This window comes from Mannheimia sp. ZY171111, assembly GCF_017750945.1.
In the GTDB taxonomy this organism is placed as follows: domain Bacteria; phylum Pseudomonadota; class Gammaproteobacteria; order Enterobacterales; family Pasteurellaceae; genus Mannheimia; species Mannheimia pernigra.
Genome location: NZ_CP046532.1, coordinates 962,850 through 985,179 on the forward strand (window position 1 = coordinate 962,850; position 22,330 = coordinate 985,179).

19 protein-coding genes and 1 pseudogene are annotated in these 22,330 nt (G+C 39.9%); 12 read left to right on the forward strand and 8 right to left on the reverse strand.

Annotation, left to right across the window (positions count from 1 at the left end):
* The first annotated feature begins 5 nt into the window (after nucleotides 1–5).
* The 11 genes and pseudogenes from ltnD to GM698_RS04670 all read left to right on the forward strand — a co-directional run bounded on the left by ltnD (nucleotide 6) and on the right by GM698_RS04670 (nucleotide 11,651).
* Nucleotides 6–911, forward strand: coding sequence for an L-threonate dehydrogenase (gene ltnD, locus GM698_RS04620; RefSeq protein WP_209289726.1), 906 nt, complete (start codon nucleotides 6–8; stop codon nucleotides 909–911).
* Complete coding sequence (gene otnK / locus GM698_RS04625) at nucleotides 911–2,152, forward strand: 3-oxo-tetronate kinase (protein WP_176807872.1); 1,242 nt, start codon at nucleotides 911–913, stop codon at nucleotides 2,150–2,152. Before ltnD ends, otnK begins: the two co-directional genes overlap by 1 nt.
* The gene (locus GM698_RS04630) at nucleotides 2,149–2,781 is read left to right on the forward strand and encodes an aldolase (protein WP_176807871.1); all 633 of its coding nucleotides are present in this window, start codon (nucleotides 2,149–2,151) and stop codon (nucleotides 2,779–2,781) included. The genes otnK and GM698_RS04630 overlap by 4 nt, the downstream gene beginning before the upstream one ends.
* A gap of 1 nt (nucleotide 2,782) precedes the next feature.
* Nucleotides 2,783–3,559, forward strand: a complete 777-nt coding sequence (otnI, locus tag GM698_RS04635) for a 2-oxo-tetronate isomerase (RefSeq protein WP_176807870.1) — start codon at nucleotides 2,783–2,785, stop codon at nucleotides 3,557–3,559.
* A gap of 13 nt (nucleotides 3,560–3,572) precedes the next feature.
* On the forward strand, nucleotides 3,573–4,520 hold the full coding sequence (gene denD / locus GM698_RS04640) for a D-erythronate dehydrogenase (RefSeq protein ID WP_176807869.1): 948 nt from the start codon (nucleotides 3,573–3,575) through the stop codon (nucleotides 4,518–4,520).
* A 15-nt stretch (nucleotides 4,521–4,535) separates the two neighbouring features.
* Nucleotides 4,536–6,008 carry a gluconate:H+ symporter gene (locus GM698_RS04645; protein ID WP_159628885.1) on the forward strand — a complete coding sequence of 491 codons (1,473 nt, stop codon included), beginning with the start codon at nucleotides 4,536–4,538 and terminating at the stop codon, nucleotides 6,006–6,008.
* A gap of 63 nt (nucleotides 6,009–6,071) precedes the next feature.
* Entirely contained in the window at nucleotides 6,072–7,415 is a 1,344-nt protein-coding gene (locus GM698_RS04650) for an alpha/beta hydrolase-fold protein (RefSeq protein ID WP_176807868.1), read from the forward strand.
* Between the two features lie 11 nt (nucleotides 7,416–7,426).
* Nucleotides 7,427–8,101 carry a cyclase family protein gene (locus GM698_RS04655; RefSeq protein ID WP_176807867.1) on the forward strand — a complete coding sequence of 225 codons (675 nt, stop codon included), beginning with the start codon at nucleotides 7,427–7,429 and terminating at the stop codon, nucleotides 8,099–8,101.
* An 8-nt stretch (nucleotides 8,102–8,109) separates the two neighbouring features.
* Nucleotides 8,110–9,903: an alpha/beta hydrolase gene (locus GM698_RS04660; protein ID WP_176809378.1), complete on the forward strand. Its 1,794-nt coding sequence runs from the start codon at nucleotides 8,110–8,112 to the stop codon at nucleotides 9,901–9,903.
* A gap of 170 nt (nucleotides 9,904–10,073) precedes the next feature.
* Nucleotides 10,074–10,805, forward strand: coding sequence for an amino acid ABC transporter ATP-binding protein (locus GM698_RS04665; protein ID WP_176807866.1), 732 nt, complete (start codon nucleotides 10,074–10,076; stop codon nucleotides 10,803–10,805).
* A 20-nt stretch (nucleotides 10,806–10,825) separates the two neighbouring features.
* Nucleotides 10,826–11,651, forward strand: a pseudogene (locus tag GM698_RS04670) (cysteine ABC transporter substrate-binding protein).
* 129 nt (nucleotides 11,652–11,780) lie between these two features.
* On the opposite strand, the gene glmS reads toward GM698_RS04670, so the two are convergent.
* The 4 genes from glmS to glpT form a co-directional block, all read right to left on the reverse strand.
* The gene (glmS, locus tag GM698_RS04675) at nucleotides 11,781–13,616 is read right to left on the reverse strand and encodes a glutamine--fructose-6-phosphate transaminase (isomerizing) (RefSeq protein ID WP_176809379.1); all 1,836 of its coding nucleotides are present in this window, start codon (nucleotides 13,614–13,616) and stop codon (nucleotides 11,781–11,783) included.
* Between the two features lie 72 nt (nucleotides 13,617–13,688).
* Complete coding sequence (locus GM698_RS04680; protein WP_176807864.1) at nucleotides 13,689–14,450, reverse strand: DeoR/GlpR family DNA-binding transcription regulator; 762 nt, start codon at nucleotides 14,448–14,450, stop codon at nucleotides 13,689–13,691.
* A gap of 267 nt (nucleotides 14,451–14,717) precedes the next feature.
* Nucleotides 14,718–15,791, reverse strand: a complete 1,074-nt coding sequence (glpQ, locus tag GM698_RS04685) for a glycerophosphodiester phosphodiesterase (RefSeq protein WP_176807863.1) — start codon at nucleotides 15,789–15,791, stop codon at nucleotides 14,718–14,720.
* Between the two features lie 63 nt (nucleotides 15,792–15,854).
* Nucleotides 15,855–17,300, reverse strand: coding sequence for a glycerol-3-phosphate transporter (glpT, locus tag GM698_RS04690; protein WP_176807862.1), 1,446 nt, complete (start codon nucleotides 17,298–17,300; stop codon nucleotides 15,855–15,857).
* Nucleotides 17,301–17,664: 364 nt separating this feature from the next.
* Between glpT and GM698_RS04695 the strand changes: the two genes are divergently transcribed.
* Nucleotides 17,665–19,263 carry a glycerol-3-phosphate dehydrogenase/oxidase gene (locus GM698_RS04695; protein WP_176807861.1) on the forward strand — a complete coding sequence of 533 codons (1,599 nt, stop codon included), beginning with the start codon at nucleotides 17,665–17,667 and terminating at the stop codon, nucleotides 19,261–19,263.
* A gap of 250 nt (nucleotides 19,264–19,513) precedes the next feature.
* Here the strand turns inward: GM698_RS04695 and GM698_RS04700 are convergent, their stop codons facing one another.
* The 4 genes from GM698_RS04700 to GM698_RS04715 form a co-directional block, all read right to left on the reverse strand.
* The gene (locus GM698_RS04700; RefSeq protein ID WP_238336870.1) at nucleotides 19,514–19,780 is read right to left on the reverse strand and encodes a hypothetical protein; all 267 of its coding nucleotides are present in this window, start codon (nucleotides 19,778–19,780) and stop codon (nucleotides 19,514–19,516) included.
* Between the two features lie 4 nt (nucleotides 19,781–19,784).
* Complete coding sequence (locus GM698_RS04705; RefSeq protein ID WP_159628874.1) at nucleotides 19,785–20,192, reverse strand: phage holin family protein; 408 nt, start codon at nucleotides 20,190–20,192, stop codon at nucleotides 19,785–19,787.
* 89 nt (nucleotides 20,193–20,281) lie between these two features.
* The gene (locus GM698_RS04710) at nucleotides 20,282–20,596 is read right to left on the reverse strand and encodes a YqjD family protein (RefSeq protein WP_159628873.1); all 315 of its coding nucleotides are present in this window, start codon (nucleotides 20,594–20,596) and stop codon (nucleotides 20,282–20,284) included.
* A 212-nt stretch (nucleotides 20,597–20,808) separates the two neighbouring features.
* On the reverse strand, nucleotides 20,809–22,281 hold the full coding sequence (locus GM698_RS04715; RefSeq protein WP_209289727.1) for an FGGY-family carbohydrate kinase: 1,473 nt from the start codon (nucleotides 22,279–22,281) through the stop codon (nucleotides 20,809–20,811).
* Nucleotides 22,282–22,330 lie beyond the last annotated feature (49 nt).

The window sequence follows — 22,330 nt, forward strand, 5'->3', positions numbered from 1 at the left end:
AAACAATGAGTCAAAAATATAGCGTAGCCGTCATCGGCTTAGGTGCAATGGGTATGGGAGCAGCAAAATCTTGTATCGCTGCAGGCTTAGATACCTACGGCGTGGATTTAAATCCAACCTACTTAGAAACCTTAAAAGCAGCCGGTGCGAAAGGCGTTGGCACAAGTGCGGTGGATTTTGCGAAAGATTTAGATGCCGTTCTGCTTTTGGTGGTGAATGCAAACCAAGTTAATGCGGTGTTATTCGGTGAAAATGGTTTAGCACAACATTTGAAGAAAGGCACAGTAGTGATGGTTTCATCTACCATTTCTGCACAAGATGCGAAAGATATTTCACAGAAATTAACAGAACTTGGCTTGGTTATGTTAGATGCACCGGTGTCCGGTGGTGCAGCGAAAGCGGCACAAGGCGAGATGACCGTGATGGCATCAGGCTCTACGGAAGCATTTGAGAAATTAAAACCGGTTTTAGATGCGGTTGCAGGCAAAGTGTATAACATCGGTGAAGAGATCGGCTTAGGTGCAACCGTGAAAATTATTCACCAGCTGTTAGCGGGCGTGCATATTGCCGCCGGTGCAGAGGCAATGGCATTAGCTGCTCGTGCAGGCATTCCGCTTGATTTAATGTATGACGTAGTCACCAACGCCGCAGGCAACTCTTGGATGTTTGAAAACCGTATGAAACACGTGGTTGATGGCGACTACACACCGCTTTCAATGGTCGATATTTTTGTGAAAGATTTAGGCTTAGTGAATGACACCGCCAAATCGCTCCGCTTCCCACTCCATTTAGCAAGCACTGCGTACTCAATGTTTACTGAGGCAAGCAACGCAGGTTACGGTAAGGAAGATGACAGTGCAGTGATCAAAATTTTCAGCGGTATTGAGCTGCCGAAAAAAGGAGGCAACTAATGTTAGGCATTATTGCAGATGATTTTACAGGTGCGAGCGATATTGCCAGCTTCTTAACCGAAAACGGGCTAAAAACGGTGCAAATGAATGGTGTGCCGAAAGCTACACTCAACAGTCAAGTTGATGCGATTGTGATTAGCCTGAAATCTCGCTCTAACCCTGTGGAAGAAGCAATCCAACAATCATTACAAGCCTTAGATTGGCTGAAACAAAACGGTTGCTCGCAATTCTACTTTAAATATTGCTCTACCTTCGACAGCACGGAGAAAGGCAATATCGGGCCGGTAACCGATGCGTTAATGGCGGCATTAGACACCGATTTTACGGTGGTCACACCGGCTCTGCCTGTTAATGGCAGAACCATTTTCAACGGCTATTTGTTTGTGGGCGATGTGCTACTAAATGAATCCGGTATGCGTAACCACCCGATTACCCCGATGAAAGATGCCAACTTGGTGCGTTTAATGGACGCACAATCCCAAGGCAAAACTGGCTTGGTCGCCTATGCGGAGGTGATTCAAGGGGCAGAGCGTGTGAAAGCTCGTTTTGCTGAACTGAAACAGCAAGGCTACAAATATGCGGTGGTAGATGCTGCCGATAATTCACAACTTGCCGTGCTTGCCGAAGCCGTTGCCGATTTCAAATTAATCACAGGCGGTTCAGGCTTAGGGGCTTATATGGCGGCTTACCGTTCAGGTGGTAAAAAAGGCACGAATGCGTTTGTGCCAAGCAAAGGTAAAACCGTTGTGCTTTCAGGTTCTTGCTCAGTAATGACGAATAGCCAAGTAAATGCTTATAAGCAACAAGCTCCAAGCTATTTCTTAGAGGCAGAAAAAGCGATTAACAATCCGAACTATGTAGAAGAAATCTACCAATGGGTGCTTGAGAATTTAGATAGCGAACTAGCTCCTCTGGTTTATGCCACCGTTCCCCCTGAAAAATTGAAAGAGATTCAAACCCAATTCGGCGGCGATAAAGCCAGCCACGCCATTGAAAATACCTTTGCCAAACTAGCAGAAAAGCTGCAAGCAGCAGGTGTAACTAACTTTATTACCGCTGGTGGCGAAACCTCAAGCATTGTGGTTCAACAGCTTGGATTTAGCGGTTTCCACATCGGTAAACAAATTGCACCGGGCGTACCCTGGTTACAAGCGGTCGAAAAACCGATTTTTCTTGCATTGAAATCCGGTAACTTCGGTAAAGAAGATTTCTTCAGTTTTGCTCAGGAGATGTTTGTATGACAGAACAAGAACAAAAGATTGAAATGGTCAATCTTGCCCGCTCGCTGTTTGAGCGAGGATATACCGTAGGCGGAGCGGGCAACCTTTCCGTTCGTTTAGATGAAAATCGTATTTTAGTTACGCCAACAGGCTCATCACTTGGGCGACTACAGGCGGATCGCCTTTCAGTCCTTGATATGGAAGGAAATGTTCTTGAAGGCGATAAACCTTCTAAAGAATCGATTTTCCATTTGGCGATGTATCAGAAAAATCTGGCTTGCCAAGCGATTGTGCATCTACACTCCACTTATTTAACCGCACTTTCTTGCTTGGAAAATTTGGATACCGACAACGCTATGCGTGCTTTCACCCCTTACTATGTGATGCGGGTGGGAAAATTGCCGGTCATTCCTTACTACCGCCCGGGAGACATCAACATTGCCCGAGAGCTGGGGGAACGAGCCTTAGACGGTAAGGCCTTTTTACTGGCAAATCACGGGGTGGTAGTCACAGGTTCAGACTTGCGTGATGCGGTGGATAATACCGAAGAGTTGGAAGAAACCGCCAAGCTCTATTTTATTCTACAAGGTCAAAAAGTCCGTTATCTCACCGATGACGAAGTCAATGATCTGAAAAACAGAGGAAAATAAAATGCCTAAATTTGCAGCAAACCTTACGATGATGTTTAACGAAGTGCCGTTTTTAGATCGTTTTGAAGCGGCAGCAAAAGCAGGTTTCAAATATGTTGAATACCTTTGGCCTTACGATTATCCGGCAGCAGAACTGAAAGCCAAACTTGAGCAATATGGCTTAAAACAGGTGTTATTCAATACCGCAGCCGGCGATGTTGCTCAAGGGGAATGGGGCGTTTCCGCCATTCCGGGGCGTGAAGCCGATAGCCATCGTGACATTGATTTGGCGTTGGAATACGCCCTCGCATTAGGTTGTAAAAATGTGCACGTGATGGCAGCGGTCGTGCCAAAAGGCGAAGATCGTGAAGCCTATAAACAAACCTTTATCGAAAACGTGCAATATGCCGCCGATAAATTCAAACCGCACGGCATTAACGTTTTGCTTGAAGCCCTAAGCCCGGAAGTGAAACCGAATTATCTGCTTAAAAGCCAGTTTGATACGCTGGAAATTGTAGAAGCGGTAAACCGAGACAATGTGTTTGTACAGCTTGACTACTTCCACGCACAGAATGTGGACGGCAACTTATCTCGCCTAACCGACAAACTCAAGGGTAAATTTGCCCACATTCAAATTGCCTCTGTGCCGGATCGCCACGAACCGGACGAAGGGGAAATCAACTACGAATATATTTTCAATAAACTCGATGAAATCGGTTACGAAGGCTATGTGGGTTGTGAGTACAAGCCGAGAGCGGAAACAACTGCTGGATTGGGTTGGTTTGAGCAATATAAATAGAGGGATAGACAAAATGAATATCGTCATTACAGGTGGAGCAGGCTTTTTAGGACAACGCCTTGCAAAAACCTTATTAACTCAGCATTCAGACAAAATTGAAGAATTAGTATTAGTTGATGTTATTAAACCCACAGCTCCAAATAATGACTCCCGTGTACGTTGTTTAGAAATGGATCTAAGAAATCCTGAAGGTTTAGATGCAATTATTACCGAAAAAACAACCGCTATCTTCCATTTAGCGGCGATTGTAAGTAGCCACGCAGAGCAAGATCCTGATTTAGGTTATGAAATCAATTTCTTGACCACTCGTAATCTATTGGAAATCTGCCGAAGAAATAATCCGAATATTCGCTTTATTTTCTCCAGCTCGTTAGCGGTATTTGGAGGCGAGCTCCCAGATGTGATTACTGATGGGACAGCAGTGACACCACAATCGACTTATGGCTCACAAAAAGCAATGTGTGAATTGCTCATCAATGACTATTCTCGCAAAGGTTTTGTTGATGGCATTGTACTTCGTTTACCAACCATTTGTATACGTCCGGGTAAACCAAATAAAGCGGCTTCCTCTTTTGTTAGCAGCATTATTCGTGAACCACTAAACGGTGAGGAAGCGGTTTGTCCGGTTTCTGAAGAATTACGCTTGTGGATCTCCAGCCCGAATACGGTGATTAACAACTTTATTCACGCTTTAACTTTGCCTTCATTGCCACAACGCAGTTGGCATGTCATCAACTTACCTGGCTTTACGGTCAGTGTAAAACAAATGTTATCTGACTTAGCTTCAATAAAAGGAGAACAAATCTTACAAAAAATCCGTTTTGAATTTGATGAAAATATTAACAACATTGTCGCAAGTTGGCCGGTTGAAATTGATAACTCAACGTCACTGAACTTAGGTTTTACGGCAGATGTTGATTTTAAGGAAGTGATTCAACGATTTATTAAACATGATATGTAACTTAGGAGCAACAGTATGTTTGGCTTACCCATTCCAATCATAGGGCTATTGATTGCCGTATTTGTCTTAGTCTATTTAGTATTAAAAACACGTGTTCATGCATTTATTGCAATGTTAATTGCCTCCGCTATTGCTGGTCTCGTTGGTGGTATGTCCGTCAATGATACATTAGGTGCAATCAGCAAAGGTTTTGGTGGCACATTAGGTGGTATCGGTATCGTGATCGGTTTAGGGGTCATGATGGGAAGTGTACTGGAAGTTTCCGGTGCAGCAGAAAAAATGGCTTACAGCTTTATCAAAATGCTAGGCAAGAAAAAAGAAGAGTGGGCATTAGCTATCACAGGTTATGTGGTGAGTATTCCAATTTTCGTAGATTCTGCTTTCGTTATTCTTTATCCCGTAGCTAAAGCCTTAGCGAAAAACGGAAAACGCTCACTTTTAACCTTAGGGGTTGCACTTGCAGGTGGTTTGGTCGTTACACACCACACTGTGCCACCAACACCGGGTCCACTAGGCGTGGCAGGATTATTTAATGTCGATCTTGGCTTAATGTTGTTAGTGGGTATGGCACTTGCGGTGTTACCTGTGATCGGTATTGTGCTTTATGCGAAATGGTTGGATAAAAAATACCCTGAGTTTAACCAAGAAGTCTTCACCCAAGAAGAATTAAAACAAAAATATGATGACTACATTGAAAGCCGTGAGAAGAAAAACTTACCAAGTTTGTTCCTTTCCATGTTGCCAATCGTGTTGCCTATTGCACTGATCTTCATTAAAGCTATGTTTGATTTAGCTGTAAAAGGCAATGCTGAATTATCACAGTCAGTGGTTTATCAATTCTTCGCTTTCGTCGGCCACCCAATGATCGCACTGGCATTGAGCGTATTGGTTGCCGTTTATACTCTTCTTCCGAATACGGGCAGAAATGAGACCGCACTTCATCTTGAAGAAGGTGTGAAAACTGCAGGAATTATTTTATTAGTAACAGGTGCAGGTGGTGCATTAGGTGCAGTATTGCGTGATAGCGGTGCAGGCAAACAATTGGCAGAACAAATTGCCCAATTACCGATTTCACCGATCCTCATTCCGTTTATTGTTTCAACCCTTGTTCGCTTTATTCAAGGTTCAGGCACAGTAGCAATGGTGACAGCAGCCTCTATTTCAGCCCCGATCTTAGCTCAAATTCCAGGGGTGAATATGTTACTTGCTGCACAGGCAGCTACTATGGGATCGCTCTTCTTCGGTTACTTTAACGACAGCTTATTCTGGGTAGTAAACCGTATGATGGGCATCAACGATGTGAAGAAACAGATGATCGTTTGGTCTGTACCAACCACTATTGCGTGGGGTATCGGCGGCATTAGCGTAATTTTAGCCAACCTTGTTTGGGGTAACGATGGTTCATTATTTGACCTCGCCTTCCCTGTTGGTGTGATGGCAATTATTGCAATCTATATCAAATCACAAAACAAAACATTAAATAAGTAATGCAATCATAAATAGACTATGGGATCTTCTCATAGTCTATTTTTTTATATACAAGGAAATACTATGAAAAAACCTCTCTCCCTTCTTGCAGGACTAGCGTTTTCCACTTTCCTATACGCTGCCGATGAAATTAAACCTAACGAGGCAGTCAATATTACTCTGCTGGCAGAAATCACCGCTCAAGGGCAAAAAATTAACGGATTGGCGTTGGAATACCCTGAAAATGTGCTGTCGGGTAGCGATCTTCGCCAACTTTACCAAATCCAAACCAGTTTAGACAATGCGGAAAAGGAAAGCCGTTCAGTATTGAAAGCCTATGTGAATGCCGAGCCAAAAACGACCGCACTTCCGCAAGCCGGTAAATTTGTGATTGTTGAATTGGATACGGCAGATAAAAATGCGGCAACTTATAGCGTAAAAGATGCCAATAAAGCACCGATGAAGTTTAAATCCAAAGATGAAAACGGCAACATTGTAGAAACAGAGAAAGTACAAGCGGTCAAAATTCCTGAATTTTTTGCAAATCGCTTAGCCTATTCGGTAGAACAAAAAGGCTTACTCAAATTAACTAATGGCACAACCTTAGGCAAAGCAGAGTGGACACAAACTGCCGAGCCTGAAAAAATCAAAACCACTTACCTTGACGATTTCAAAACAAAACAAGTGAACTTAGATAAGCCTGAAAATAAGCTGAACTATCGGCTCTATTCGCCTTTGCAAAAAAATGGCGAAAAATACCCGCTTGTGATTTTCCTACACGGTTCAGGGCAAGTGGGTTCCGATAATCTTGCTCACTTAATTTCCAGTAAAGGGGCGATTGCAACCTCACCTTATGAGCCAAGTTTTGTGCTGGCACCGCAATATGACCAAGTCTTTGACCCATTTGATAATGCTGCCAAAGGGCAAAAAGGCGGTATTCATTGGCAGACAGACAACCGTATCAACCTTGTATTCAAAATGATTGATGAAACCATCAAAGCCAACCCACAAATTGATATCAACCGCATCTATGTGAATGGCTTATCTCGAGGAGCAGAAGGCGGATTAAATCTGTTGCTGGCTCGCCCGAATTTCTTTGCAGGAGCATTATTAATGAGCGGTCGTGAAGCCTACACCAACGAATGGGTGGACGGCAACGCAACCAAAGAGAACTTAGCGGCAATTAAAGATTTACCGATTTGGTTCTTCCACAGCAAAGAAGACAAAGTCTCGCCTGTAAAAGGCTCTCGCATCAACTACCAAATTCTACACGAGCAGCTTAATGCCCCAAATGTGAAATACACCGAATTTAGCTTTGAACAAGCCGGCGACAACGGTATTGTCAATAACAACCCTCACAACACTTGGGACGCTGTGTATAACAGCCCTGAAGTGATTGAGTGGTTACTTCAACAAAAACGCCCATAGAGGACTTTATTATGACGTATCAATATCTTTCTTATCCATTAGATGTGAATGACCCTGGTTTTCCCAGCGAGCCGACATTGAGCTTAGAAACTTGTACGAGTACTGATAAAGGTGATGTGTATAACAGTTCCAAAATTCATCTGTTTAACCATTTTGGATCGCACTTTGATGCCCCTCGCCATTTTAATCCGAATGGCGTAACAATTACGGAGCTGCCGCTTTCTCAATTTATCTATGAAAAACCCTTGTTGCTAGATATTCCGAAACAATCAGGGCAGATGATAGAACCTGAGGATCTACAACCACATTTAGCCGCTATTCAACAAGCTGATTTGTTATTGATCCGTACAGGTTTTGAACAGCTACGCAAGGAAAATCCGAGCGAATATGCCCATAATGGTGGAGCAGTTAGCATTCAATGTGCCGAATTTTTGATTAAAAATGCAGCAAATTTGAAAGCGATTGGATTTGATTTTATTTCGCTGGCTTCCCCAGCTCACCCTGATCACGGTGTAAAAGCCCATCAAGTTATGCTTGGAATGTATAGCTCGAATTTTATCTGCATTATTGAGGATTTAATGTTATCGGAAGTAAAAGCTGAGCAACTCAAAAAAGTGTTTGCTTTACCTTTACGAGTAAAAGGCGTTGATAGCTCGCAAGTTACAGTCTTGGCAGAAATCCAATAGGAAAAAAGATGAAAACAAGTAAATTTAGCTTAGTGTTAGCCATTATTTTCTTAGCATTGAGTTTTATCAGTAGTTATATTGGCTCATTGATTGAGCGGGATTTCGGCAGAATTGATGTTTCAACCGTGAGCTTTATGACGGAGCAGAATCAACCGATGATAGCCAAACTCTATCGTCCGATCTCTGCAACTGAAAACTCGCCTAAACCTGCCCTCTTGGCATTGCACGGTTATCAAAGCGATAAAGAAGCCACCAATACTTTTGGTGCATTAGAACTGGCAAAGCGAGGTTTTGTAGTATTAGCCATTGACCACTTTGGTCACGGCTACTCAACAAAATTACCAGCCTCGAATAAAACGATCAGCGGTGCAAATAATGGCTATCAATATTTAAAAACGCTTCCTTTCGTTGATAAGGAAAAACTGGGGATCTTTGGGCATTCCACAGGGGCATTAAATGCGATCCGAGTAGCAAAACTAAACCCTGATCACAAAGCAGTAAATGGTTTAAGTAGCAATGGTGGCGATAAAGAGTTAAACAACTACTTATTAACACAGGGGTTATATGAAGAAATTGGAATTTATCGGGAAAAAACGTTCCCGGTAAAAGATCTTGTAAATAATGAAGCAAGATTGACCGCTTTCTCATTGCCTAGTGGTGAAAACTTGAAATGGGATCATACTTACGGCAACTTCAATGATGGTTCAGCACGCCGAGCAGCCTTAGTTGATGGCACGCATTTAGGTGTAATGATCGCAGAACACAGTAATAAAGAAGCAATTCTTTGGTTTAACCAAGCTCTCCAAAATGGCGAAAAAGGAGAAGGCTGGATTGAGCCTGAGCAACAAACCTATTGGTATAAAGAGTTTAGCGGCCTATTTGCCCTATTTTTTGCTGTTATTTCTGCATTGTTTTTAGCAAATCATTTACTAAAAGCCCCTTATTTTGCTGCGGCAACACAAACCGTTACTACCAAGATGGCAATCACACCAAGCCGTTGGCGGTTATTTGCAGTAATTAATATTGCAGTTACTATCGTACTTTATCCTTTATTAACCCAATGGGGTGGAGCGAATGAGCCCATTGCTGCAAAATTGAGCTTTATGCCTTTAGAGATGGGGAATGGAATTATCACTTGGCTGTCGGTTAGTGCTGTGATTAACTTCCTGTTTTTCTTCCTTTGGAAAAAAACAAGCACGATTTCATTAGCAGAATTTGGCGTATTAAGCCACTTTAGTACAAGTAAAGCTATCGGACGCAATTTAATGCTAAGTATAGTGTTAGTTATTTGGCTCTATGCTATCGCCTTTATTGCTCATTCAATTTGGGGGACGGAATTACGCTTCTTATGGCCGTTACTAAAACCATTAACGATAGAACGCTTTGAACTATTTTTCATTTATTGGATACCAATTTTGCTCTTCTTCCTCAGTTTTAATGGTTTAATTGTATCTGTACAAATGAAACAGCCATTATCAAGCAGTTTTTCCTCAACCCTCTTGAGTTGGTCATTCAAAACCATCTTATTTGCTGCAGGTGGATTAGTCATTTTATGGTTATTCCATTTTGTACCGAACTTTATGCAAATAGGGCCGGGTTTTGACATACTCGGATTGCCTCAATTTGGTGGTCGATGGATGATGATGTTAGCAGTTATTATTCCACAGTTTGTGGTATTTACGATTATCAACCACTGGTGTTACCTTAAAACTGGCTATATCTACTTAGGGGTGTTTTTTACCTCAATGTTGATGGCTTGGATTATGGTTGGTGGGCAAGTAATCGGACGGTTTTTAGCCTAATTTACTAAATATATACCAAGAGCTAATCTTATGATGATTAGCTCTTTTTTAATCTTCTTATTAAAAACATTCCTTATAATCAAAAGTTATACAAAATAGCTTCTTATGATTCCCTTTCTTAATTATTTTTCTGCAAAATGCTTTCATAAATAACTTAACGTTACGCATATATGCCTTTACTTTCTATTCAAAACTTGCATAAAAAATATGGCGAGACTGTCGCAATTAATAATCTGAGTTTAGATTTGCATAAAGGCGAAGTTGTTGTGCTGCTTGGGCCTTCTGGCTGTGGTAAGAGTACCTTGCTTCGCTGTATTAATGGCTTGGAAGATAAACAAGGAGGTACAATTTCAATGCAAGGTGTTGGCGAATTTGGCAAAGATTTGAGTTGTGAGCAATCTCGGCAAAAAGTGGGAATGGTATTCCAAAGCTATGAATTATTCGCCCATTTAAACGTTATTGAAAATATTTTACTTGGCCCATTAAAGGCTCAAAAACGCAGTCGGGAAGAAGTGGAAGCTCAGGCAGATTTACTCTTAAAACGAGTTGGTTTATTTGATAGAAAAACCGCTTTTCCACGAGAACTGTATGGCGGGCAGAAACAACGGATCGCCATCGTACGAGCGTTGTGTATGAACCCTGAAGTTATTTTGCTAGATGAAATTACAGCAGCACTTGCCCCTGAAATGGTACGAGAAGTGTTAGATGTGGTACTTGAATTGGCAGGTGAGGGAATTTCAATGCTCATTGTTACTCACGAGATGGGCTTTGCAGAGAAGGTTGCCGATCGCATCGTCTTTATGGATAAAGGAGAGATCATTGAACAAGCTCCTCCACAGATCTTTTTTAACGCTCCCAAAACCGAACGAGCTAAACAGTTCTTACACGGTTTAGATTATTAACTACTATTTGAGGAATGATTATGAAACGTTCAACCTTTTTAAAAACCTTAATTGCCACTGCCTTTGCTGCCTTGACATTAACCGCTTGTGATAACGGCAATACTACTCAAAATACACCAGCAAAAGACAGCATGGCTCAAATTAAAGAAAAAGGCGTGATTCGCATCGGCGTATTTAGCGATAAACCACCATTTGGTTATATTGATGCCAACGGTAAAAGCCAAGGTTTTGATGTGGAAATTGCAAAAGAAATCGCCAATGACTTACTCGGTAGTCCTGACAAAGTGGAATTCGTACTCACAGAAGCAGCAAACCGTGTGGAATACTTAAGTAGATTTAGTCTTAGCCAACTATACTAAAACGCCTGAGCGTGCAGAAGTAGTGGATTTTGCTGAACCTTATATGAACGTAGCATTAGGTGTGGTTTCGCCGAAAAATGCCCCAATTACAGATGTAAAACAACTCGAAGGCAAAACCTTATTAGTGAATAAAGGCACAACGGCTGATGCCTATTTCAGCAAAAATCACCCTGAAATTCAGTTATTAAAATTCGACCACAATACTGAAACCTTCAATGCCTTAAAAGATGGGCGTGGTGTTGCCTTAGCACACGATAACGCTCTGGTTTAGGCATGGGCAAAAGAAAATGCGGATTTTGATGTTGCTATTGGTAACATTGGCCCGGCAGAGCAAATTGCTCCGGCGGTACAAAAAGGCAATAAAGCATTGCTTGATTTCATTAATCAAGAAATCAGCCAATTCAAAACCAATGGAAAATTAAAAGCAGCTTATGAAAAAACCTTAATGCCGGTGTATGGAGAGAAAGAAGAACTATTAGCCAAGTAACCGATTTGCAACGGATGGTAGCTAGCGGTTAGTAAGTATATTTGCAAAAAATTTTACTTTTTTGACCGCTTGTAAACTTCAAGGAAGAAAAAACCTTATTCATTGCTGAATAAGGTTTTTCTTTTATCGTTACTCTACGGTTACCGCTTTCGCTAAGTTACGAGGTTGATCCACATCGGTGCCTTTAATTAATGCGATATGGTATGAAAGCAGTTGTAACGGCACGGTGTAGAAAATCGGTGCGGTTACTTCATCTACTTTTGGTAGAACGATGGTTTTGAAGTCTTCAGCCTCTTCAAAACCGGCATCGTGATCGGCAAATACATATAATTGACCACCACGGGCACGCACTTCTTCGATGTTTGATTTCACTTTTTCAAGTAAATCATTTTCCGGTGCAACCACCACAACAGGCATATCGCTGTCAATTAACGCTAACGGACCATGTTTTAATTCACCTGCTGCGTAGGCTTCAGCATGAATGTATGAAATCTCTTTTAATTTCAATGCTGATTCCATTGCGATTGGATAATATTCGCCACGTCCTAAGAATAAAGTGTGGTGTTTATCAGCAAAATCTTCCGATAATTTTTCGATTTGTTTATCGAACACTAACGCACTTTCAATTTGAGCTGGTAAGCGTTGCAAAGATTGCACGATGTGATGTTCTTGTTCTTCGCTCATATTGCCTTGTAAACGACCGATTGCCACATTTAATAATAATAAACAGGTTAATTGTGTGGTAAAGGCTTTCGTTGATGCTACTCCAATTTCCACACCAGCTTTGGTTAAGAACGCTAGATCAGATTCACGCACTAAAGATGAACTTGCCACGTTACACACCGTCATTGCCGCCATATAACCAGACTCTTTAGCTAAACGAAGTGCGGCTAAAGTATCCGCCGTTTCGCCTGACTGAGAAAGCGTGATTAATAAGCTGTTCGGGCGTGTGACAAATTTACGGTAGCGGAATTCTGAGGCAATTTCCACATCACAGCTTACGCCAGCTAAAGATTCAAACCAATAACGAGCCACCATACCAGCATTGTATGAAGTACCGCAAGCCACAATTTGAACATGTTGCACTTTAGAGAGAATCTCAGTGGCATTTGGAGCAATCGCTGAAAGATCCACTTTACCGTCTTTAATACGGCCGTCTAGGGTGTTCATAATCGCCACCGGTTGTTCAAAAATCTCTTTTTGCATATAGTGGCGATATTGACCTTTATCCGCAGCATCGGCTTCAAAGTGACCTTCGTGAATTTCACGTTCTACTTTGTTGCCTTGACGGTCATAAATCTCAACAGAACGGCGGGTAATTTCTGCTACATCACCCTCTTCCAAATAAGCAAAACGGCGAGTTACGCTTAATAATGCCAATGGATCTGATGCTAAAAAGTTTTCACCTACACCATAACCGATCACAAGTGGACTACCTGAACGAGCCACAATTAAATGCTCTGGCTCTGCTTCATTTAATACAACCGTACCGTATGCACCACGTAATTGTATAACGGTTTTTTGCACTGCTTCTAATAATGACGAGACAGAACGTAGCTCCCATTCCACCAAGTGAGCGATAACTTCAGTATCGGTTTGAGATTGAAATACATAACCACGCTGTTGTAACAGCACTTTTAACTCTTCGTAATTTTCGATAATACCGTTATGCACTACCGCAATTTTACCACTACGATGTGGATGAGCATTCGTTTCCGACGGCTCACCGTGCGTTGCCCAACGAGTGTGAGCGATACCTGTGCCACCTAATAATGGCTGTGCTTCTAATGCATCATCTAATGCTTTCACTTTACCGACACGGCGAACGATCTGCATTTTTTTCTCATCGGTATTTAATACTGCCACACCAGCTGAATCATAGCCACGGTATTCTAAGCGGTGTAAACCATCAACTAAGATTTCAGCCACATTACGTTGTGCTACTGCACCTACAATTCCACACATAAATTTACATTCCTAATTTAAACTAAAAAATCATCTACTTTAGTACGGCAGCCGTACAGGAATTTAGGTGCGTTACTCAGCAATCACCACTTCAACCCCTATTTTTTCGATTTGTTCTTTCGTCTCAAAACTTAACTGGTTATCGGTAATGATTTTCGTGATCTTTTCCCATCCCAATTCAATATTCGGCATTTTTCGCCCAATTTTTTGTGACTCAATCAACACAACCACTTCTCGGCTGACTTCCGCCATCACCTGGCTCAAACCAACCAATTCATTGAAAGTGGTTGTGCCACGAGCTAAGTCCAAACCATCCGCACCAATGAAAAGTTGGTCAAAATCATACGAACGTAGCACTTGTTCAGCCACTTTTCCTTGAAAAGATTCTGAACGGCTATCCCAAGTACCACCTGTCATTAATACCGTGGGTTCACACTCAAGAGAAATTAATTCCGACGCTAAATTTAACGAGTTAGTCATCACAACCAAGCCTATTTGGTCTAAGACTTTAACCAACGCACCTGTAGTACTGCCGCTATCAATAATGATACGGTGATGATCTCGAATACAATTATGAGCTGCTTGAGCAATCATTTTCTTTTGAATCGAAAGTTTCTCAATAAATTCTTCTTCCATCATCTCCGACGGAACTTTTACCGCACCGCCATATTTTCGCAATAAAAAACCACTTTCTTCTAAAGCGGTTAAATCTTTTCTAATGGTTACCTCAGAGGTTTCAAACCTTTCGGCGAGTTCATCAACACTTACTTCCTGTTGCGATTGCACCATCTGCACAATTAAATGGCGACGTTGTTGTGTATTACGCTTTGACATTACCCACCTTCCATTTAAGTTTCGATTCAAAAACAAAATATATTATAAAGAAATATAATCAAAAGAAAATAGAGAAATAAAGGATTTACAAAATCTATACAAAATAAAACCGCTTGTTTCAATCATTCTCACGATAATATGAACAAACGCCATATTCACCTTAGCGAAGATGAGATATTCCTGCTAAATAATAAGCAATAAAATACAAGCGGTCTTATTCTTGCAAAATTTTGCAAAAATAAGACCGCTTGTTATTCAACTAATTAATTATTTTTGTTTTTTCAAAAACTCAACGGCTGTATCAGGGAAATCGGTAAATACACCTGTTGCACCGGCTTTATTTAATAGTGCGTCATACATTTGATCCACATCGACAAAAAATGGAGCTAGTGCGTCTTTACGTACCGTGTAAGGGTGTACTTCCAGTTTATATTTGGCAAGTTCTTCTACCAGTGGCGTATATTTAATATCGCCTACTTTTGAATTCTTATCGTCAATCAACATATACCAGCCTGGCCCAACACCGTCAGCATATTTTGCCACTTCTGCCATTGCACCTTCTTTAAACATCCAATCGTAGTCGTAATTAATCCACTTACCGTCTTTGTCTTGTTCTTCAGTCTCTTTCCAATCAGTATAAGCAATTAATTGAACTAATTTTAGCTCCATTCCTAACTGGGGAAGTAATTCGGTTTTAATGCGTTTTAGCTCATTAAAATCAAAAGTTTGTAAATAAACTGGCGATGATTTTTTATCATAGCCATATTTTTTCAACACTTTTAAGGTTTCTAAAGCAATATCTTTCCCTTCTTTATGGTGTAACCACGGTGCTTTAATTTCAGGGTAGATACCAATTTGCTTACCTGTTGATTTTTCTAAGCCTTGAATAAATTCAATTTCTTCTTCAAAAGTATGAATTTTGAAACTAGATTGCCAGAGAGGGAAGCGATTTGGATAAACTTGAACTTGTTTATCTTCTTCAGTTTTAAAGTTTTCTGTCATCTCAAGAGTACGGATTTCTGCTAAGGTGAAATCAGCCACATAATAACGCCCATCTTCACGTTTACGAGCTGGGAATTTTTTTGCAACATCCGTTAATCCGTCTAAGAAATGATCGTGAATCACGATAATGTGGTTATCTTTAGTCATTGCAAGATCTTGCTCTAAATAATCCGCTTGTTGCCCAAAGGCTAAAGCTTTTGACTCTAACGTATGCTCTGGCAAATAACCACTCGCACCACGATGAGCAATAACTAACTTATCTGATTGCTGTGCGTATGCACCGAATGTTGCAGCAGAAAGTGCCAATGCAGCTACAAACGTTTTGAATTTAAATTTCATAGAAATCCTCATTATAGAAAAATAAAAGGAAGACCATTTCCGTTCTTCCTTTGTTAGTAATCATTATTTACCGTAGTGATCGCCTAATTTCGCTTTGTGTTTGCCTTCTTCAATCATTACGATGAATGTTAAGATAACGGCTAAAACACCACCTGCGATCATCACATAGAAACCGCCGTCCCAGCCAAATTTATCCGCTGCCCAACCTACAACCGCTGAAGCTGCAACAGTACCACCTAAGTAACCAAATAAACCGGTGAAGCCTGCTGCTGTACCTGCTGCTTTTTTCGGTGCAAGCTCAAGTGCGTGTAAACCAATTAACATTACTGGACCATAAATTAAGAAGCCAATCGTGGTCATCCAAACGAAGTCCATTAGCTGATATGGATTTTCATACCAAGCGTGGCCTGCATATTGTGCCACTTCAGACTCTGGTGTTGCTGGATTGAGCCATAAAGCGATAACAGCTGCTGTCGTTAAAATCATAAAAATGAAGCCCGTTAAACCACGTTTGCCTTTAAATACTTTGTCTGATATCCAACCACATAATAACGTACCTGGAATCGCAGCTAGCTCATAAATAGTATATGCCCATGCCGTGCCTTTAATGTTAAAGTGTTTTACTTCACCTAAGTAAACAGGAGACCATTTTAATACGCCATAGCGGATTAAATAAACAAATACGTTAGCAATTGCGATATACCATAACAATTTGTTTTTAAACACATATTTCACAAAGATTTCTTTGGTTGTTAAATCGTGTTCATAGGTTTTTTCATTATAGTCTTCTGGATAATCGTTACGCCATTTTTCTACTGGCGGTAAACCACAAGATTGTGGCGTATCTTTCATAATTAAGTAGATTGGAATAGCTGCAACCATTGCCGCAATACCTGGGAAGTAAAGTGCTTGTTGCCAAACATCTTTAGCTTTTGCCTCAACACCAAACTCACTAAAGTATAATGCACTCGCTAGCAATACCATTGCGCCTGGCACCATCCCCCCTAAATTGTGAGCCGTATTCCAAATTGAAACTATTGTTCCACGTTCAGATTTAGACCACCAGTGAACCATCGTACGACCACACGGTGGCCAACCCATACCTTGGAACCAACCGTTTAAGAAGATCATCACCCACATAACGAGAATACTTGATGTTGCCCAAGGCATTAAACCCATTAAAGTCATACATAAGCCAGAAAGTAGCAAACCCGTTGGTAAAAACACCTTCGGATTTGAACGGTCTGACATCCCTGCCATCACGAATTTTGATAAACCATAAGCAAGACCTGCAGCGGTACCAATGACACCAAGATCGGTTTTAGTGTACATTCCTGCTTCAATCAAACCTTTTTGTGCTAAATCGAAGTTAGCACGAACGAAATAATAAGCGGCGTAGCCGAAGAAAATTCCTGCAAACACCTGCCAACGCAAGAATTTATATCTTGCATCAACTTTGTCCGCTGGGAGCTCCGCAATATGAGGAGCGGGTTTAAATGGACCAAACATAATATTCTCCAATTCCAATATAACTTAGTAAAAACCTCAAATAATTCTCTTTTAGAGAGTTAAAGGCAGCCCATCATAAATGAAAATAAAAAATTACAAAGTAATTTTTTATAAAAATGTGATTTATTTCACAAAAAATTTACTTTCTTACGCACAAAAATGTTTGAAAAAGAAAAAATCGCAACAACTTTTATTAAACTAATTTTTATTAAATCCTCATTAAGAACAATAGATATATGTCATAACACAAAGGCATTTTGTGATTTAGATCTAAATTTTCAACAAATCTATTTGAACTCATCTTATTTTCGTTTATGCTAATAAAGTAAAAATTAAGTTCAAATTCGAGCATAAGGAGCAAGAAATGCAAAGACATGAACAAGTCGCTCAAGTGCAAAAAACACAAAAATGGGATTTTATCATTATCGGCGGCGGTGCTAGCGGTTTAGGCGTTGCGATAGATGCAGCCTCTCGAGGTTACAAAACCTTATTATTAGAAAGCCACGACTTCGCTAAAGGCACATCAAGTCGCAGTACTAAATTAGTACATGGTGGTGTTCGCTATTTAGCAAATGGCGATGTTGCCTTAGTAAAAGAAGCATTGCGTGAGCGTGGTCGTTTAGCTAAAAATGCAGCTCATCTATTTAAAAATCAAAGCTTTATTATTCCAAATTATACACTTAAAGATTGTTTAATGTACCGCGTAGGTTTGGGCTTATACGATATGCTTTCAGGTAATTTAAGTTTAGGTAAAACTCAAAATATTGATAAAGCAGAGGCCAAAAGACGTTTACCAACATTAAACAGTTTGGGTTTACGTGCGGCCACTGTGTATCAAGATGGGCAATTTGATGATGCTCGTTTAGCAGTCAATATGGCACAAACAGTCGTAGAACAAGGCGGAACCGTACTTAATCACGCTAAAGTAACTTCCCTACATAAAACCACACAGGGAAAAATTGATGGTGTTACTTTTTATGATGAGTTAAACCAGCAAGAACATCTTGTATTCGGTACTGCGGTAATTAACGCAACTGGCGTATTTATGAATGATATCCTAAGTATGGATCACGGTAGTCCAAAAAAATTCGTTGTGCCAAGCCAAGGAATTCACTTAGTGCTAGATAAATCATTCTTACCAAGTAATGATGCGTTGATGATTCCAAAAACCTCAGATGGTCGAGTGCTATTTGCTGTACCTTGGCACGAAGTGTTAGTTGTCGGTACAACCGATACCTTAATTGAACAGCCATCTTACGAGCCAATTCCACTTGAGCAAGAAGTAAACTTTATTTTAGCAACGGCAGGGCAATATCTGACGAAAAAACCAACTCGTGATGATGTAAAAGCCGTGTTTGCAGGGCAACGTCCGCTTGCTGCACCTGAAAAAGCAGGTCAAAGCACGAAAGAAGTTTCTCGTAGCCACAAAGTATTAACCGACCCAACCAGTGGTTTAATTACGATTACAGGTGGCAAATGGACAACCTATCGTCAAATGGCGGAAGATACCGTGGAAGAAGCGTTAAAAGCCCACCCACAATTGGGCAATAAGCCCTGCAGAACGGTAGATTTATCTATTCACGGCAACATTCCTGCCGAGCTGGTGAATTTACAAGATCATCTCTATGTTTACGGTGCTGACATTCCAGAACTACGTGGATTAATGACCGCTTACCCTGAATATGCAGAAAAAATTCACCCGAGACTTGACTACACGATTGCAGAAGTAATTTGGGCAGTTCGACACGAAATGGCACAAACGGTGGAAGATGTATTAGCTCGCCGAGTTCGATTACTTTTCACCGATGCAAGAGCTGCAATTGACAGTGCTGTAAAAGTTGCCGCTATTATGGCAAAAGAAATGGGTAAAGATGATATTTGGCAACAACAGCAAGTGGCACAATTTCTTGATGTAGCTAAACATTATTTACTTGTTGAATATCAACCACAATTAATCTCTTAATCCATCACAATCTTAAAAATCTGTACCCCAAAAGTTAGACTGCTGATTAAGGTACAGATTTTTTATGAATAAACATAATAGAACAATTCACGAATATAAAAATGAAAAGAAAGGACCAAGCTCTATAAAATAAAGCACTCAGTCCTTGAATTAAGACAGGCTATTTAGGGCAGATAAAAACAAGCGGTTAAAATTTATAAAAATTTTGCAATTTTTTCAGTAATTTTAACCGCTTGTATTATCTAGAAATTCACTTATTTCTCTGCAATAAATATAAGGCAACCATACCTAAAATAGAATAACCAGTCCCTTTTGCACCTAAAAATCTTTTTATAAATTGCAATGCTGCTGTCATTCCAATTGGCGATGAAATTAATGATAAACCTGTATTTCTTACTCGTTTAAAAGGTTGGACAATATCGTTTTTCGTTTTTTGCGTTTCGGCTTTAAAACGCATTCTCAAGGCACTACCTTTCATAATTAAAAGTTCTTTTTCTGTTAGTTTTAAATCTTCCATTTCATCATTCCCCATTATGCTCATTAAAATTATCTTTAAAGGTTAATGCATTTTTGAAAGCAGCAATATCTAATTTTAGCTCGCCTAACGTACTTTTCATAAAATTAGCTTGTTTTTTCAATGAGGCTAGAATTCCCCATACAAATAACAAGACTAATAATAAACTTATGCCTGAAATAGCAAAGAATACAACAACTTTATACTCAGGTAATAAATAATTATCTAAGGCAAATAATAAGCTAATAAATGACACCAATAAAAATATAAAAATTAACAACGCTAAAACCAAAACAGAAACTAATTGATTTTTTTGCTCATTAATTTCTAATCTTGCCATCTCTCCACGAACTTGAATAATTTCCAACAAAGTGACAAGGCTATTTTTAAATCCAGATTTAATATTATCTAACATATCATTCCTTGTATTAAATAATAAGCCACACCTATATAGGTGTGGCCTACTTATTTCTTCAATTAAAACATTTTAACTAAAGAAGATTATTATCTTCTAGTAACTAAAACACCTAATAATAAACCTACCACACCAGCAACAGTAATTGCTTTATATGGGTTATCTTGAACTAAGGTGTCTGTTTGTTTTGCAACTGCTTTAGCACTATCAATAGTATCATCTTTTAATGATGCAAAACGATATTTAACATCATCAAATTGTTCTGCTAATCTATGTTTTAATTTTTTATATTCTTCTGTAGATGAATCTGCAGTGCCATTAAATAATTCTTCTGCATTTTTTAAAATGTCACGAATTTCATTCGTTAATTCTTCACGTTTTGAGTCTAATAAATTCTTAGCCATAATTACTCTCCCTATCATTTAGTTAATATGACATAAAACATAATTCATTTATGTCTCGTTTGTTAAAATACCGATTCCATACCCTAATGTCAATCTTTATTTTTACACTTTATTCATTTAATTTGAAAATAAATTACAATTTAATAATAAAAATCAATCATCATTTACGCATTTTTTATAAAATAAGACCGCTTGTAAAATCGCAAATACATTTAAATCATCGCTTTAAGTGCATCAGTTAATTTTTGATAACGCTGATATTTCGTCTGATAAGCGGTATAATTTTCTTTATTTGGTTCAAATACTTGCATTTCTGCGTTCAATACTGGCTTTTGGTTAAGATCTAAACCAACACCTTGCATTGCCATTAATGCTGCACCTAAACAGCCTGTTTCTTCTACTTGTGGCACTTCAAGTCTCATTCCTGTTAAATCGGCTAGCATCTGCATCCATACTTTTGATTTAACTGGTCCACCTGTAACACGCAATACTTTGGTTTTTGGAAAGCGGATAAACATACGGTTTAAATGCGTCATTAAGCTAAATAGCACCCCTTCATAAATCGATTGTAATAAGTGCATCTGCGTATGATAAGACTGCATTCCGTAGAAACTTGCTTGCATACCTAAACCTGCATTTGAACCATACAAGAATGGCACAAATAATACTGAGCTTTGTGCAGCAGGTAACGCAGCAATTCCTTCATTGATTTCCTGATAACTTAAATGGCTCCACTGCTTCACAAACCATTCCAGATTCCCTGCGGAAGTTGGACTCGCCTCGTGTACAATAAATTTATCTGGTTCGGCATAACGTCCATACACAAACGGCAGTGCTTGGCTTAAATCAATATTATCAGTAATCCCGCTGACTACTGACCAAGTACCTAATACAACATTAAGCTTGGTTTCATCATCTAAATCCGCACAACAAGCGGTTGAGACCACATCGAACAAGCCGCCAACGACAGGTGTCCCTACAGCTAAACCCGTTAATTTTGCAGCGTCATAAGTGACATAACCTGCAACCTTATTTGGCTTAATCACTGGTGGCAATTTTTCCAATACATCAGGCATACCCAATAAATCAGCTAAACTTTGATCGTATTCACCTTTTGCCATATTATAGAGATTGCTTTCAGAGATATTCGTCTCCTCACAATGCAACTCTCCTGTTAAACAAAAACGCAAATAGTCGTGCGACATCAATACTGAACCGACTTGTGCGTAACGCTCTGGCTCATTTTGCTGCACCCATTTCAAAATAGAAACGGGATGACCTGTCCATAATGTCTGACGAGTCAGCGGATAAAGTTGTTGTGGCACACCATCTGCTTGCCACTGTTTTACAATTTCAAGCGAGCGTTGGTCAGAAGATAAAATTGCTCGCCCTAATGGCTTATTTTGTTTATCTAAGAAAAATGCACCTTTACCTTGTGCAGAAATCCCAACGCCTTTGATATCACTTGGATTTACACCACTTTTTTCAATTGTTGAACGCACTACCTCAGCACAAACAGTCCATAACTGCAGCATATCTCTTTCCGCATAACCGGCTGTTTCGCTAATAACCGAAACATTTTCTCGATGAAGTGCTTGAATATTCCCTTGATTATCAAAAAGTGCGGCTTTGATAAAAGTACCGCCGCAATCAATGCCGAGTGTGTAATTCATTTTGCTATCCATTATTTGTAAAAAATTGTGAAAAAATAACCGCTTGTAAAGGCAAAAATAT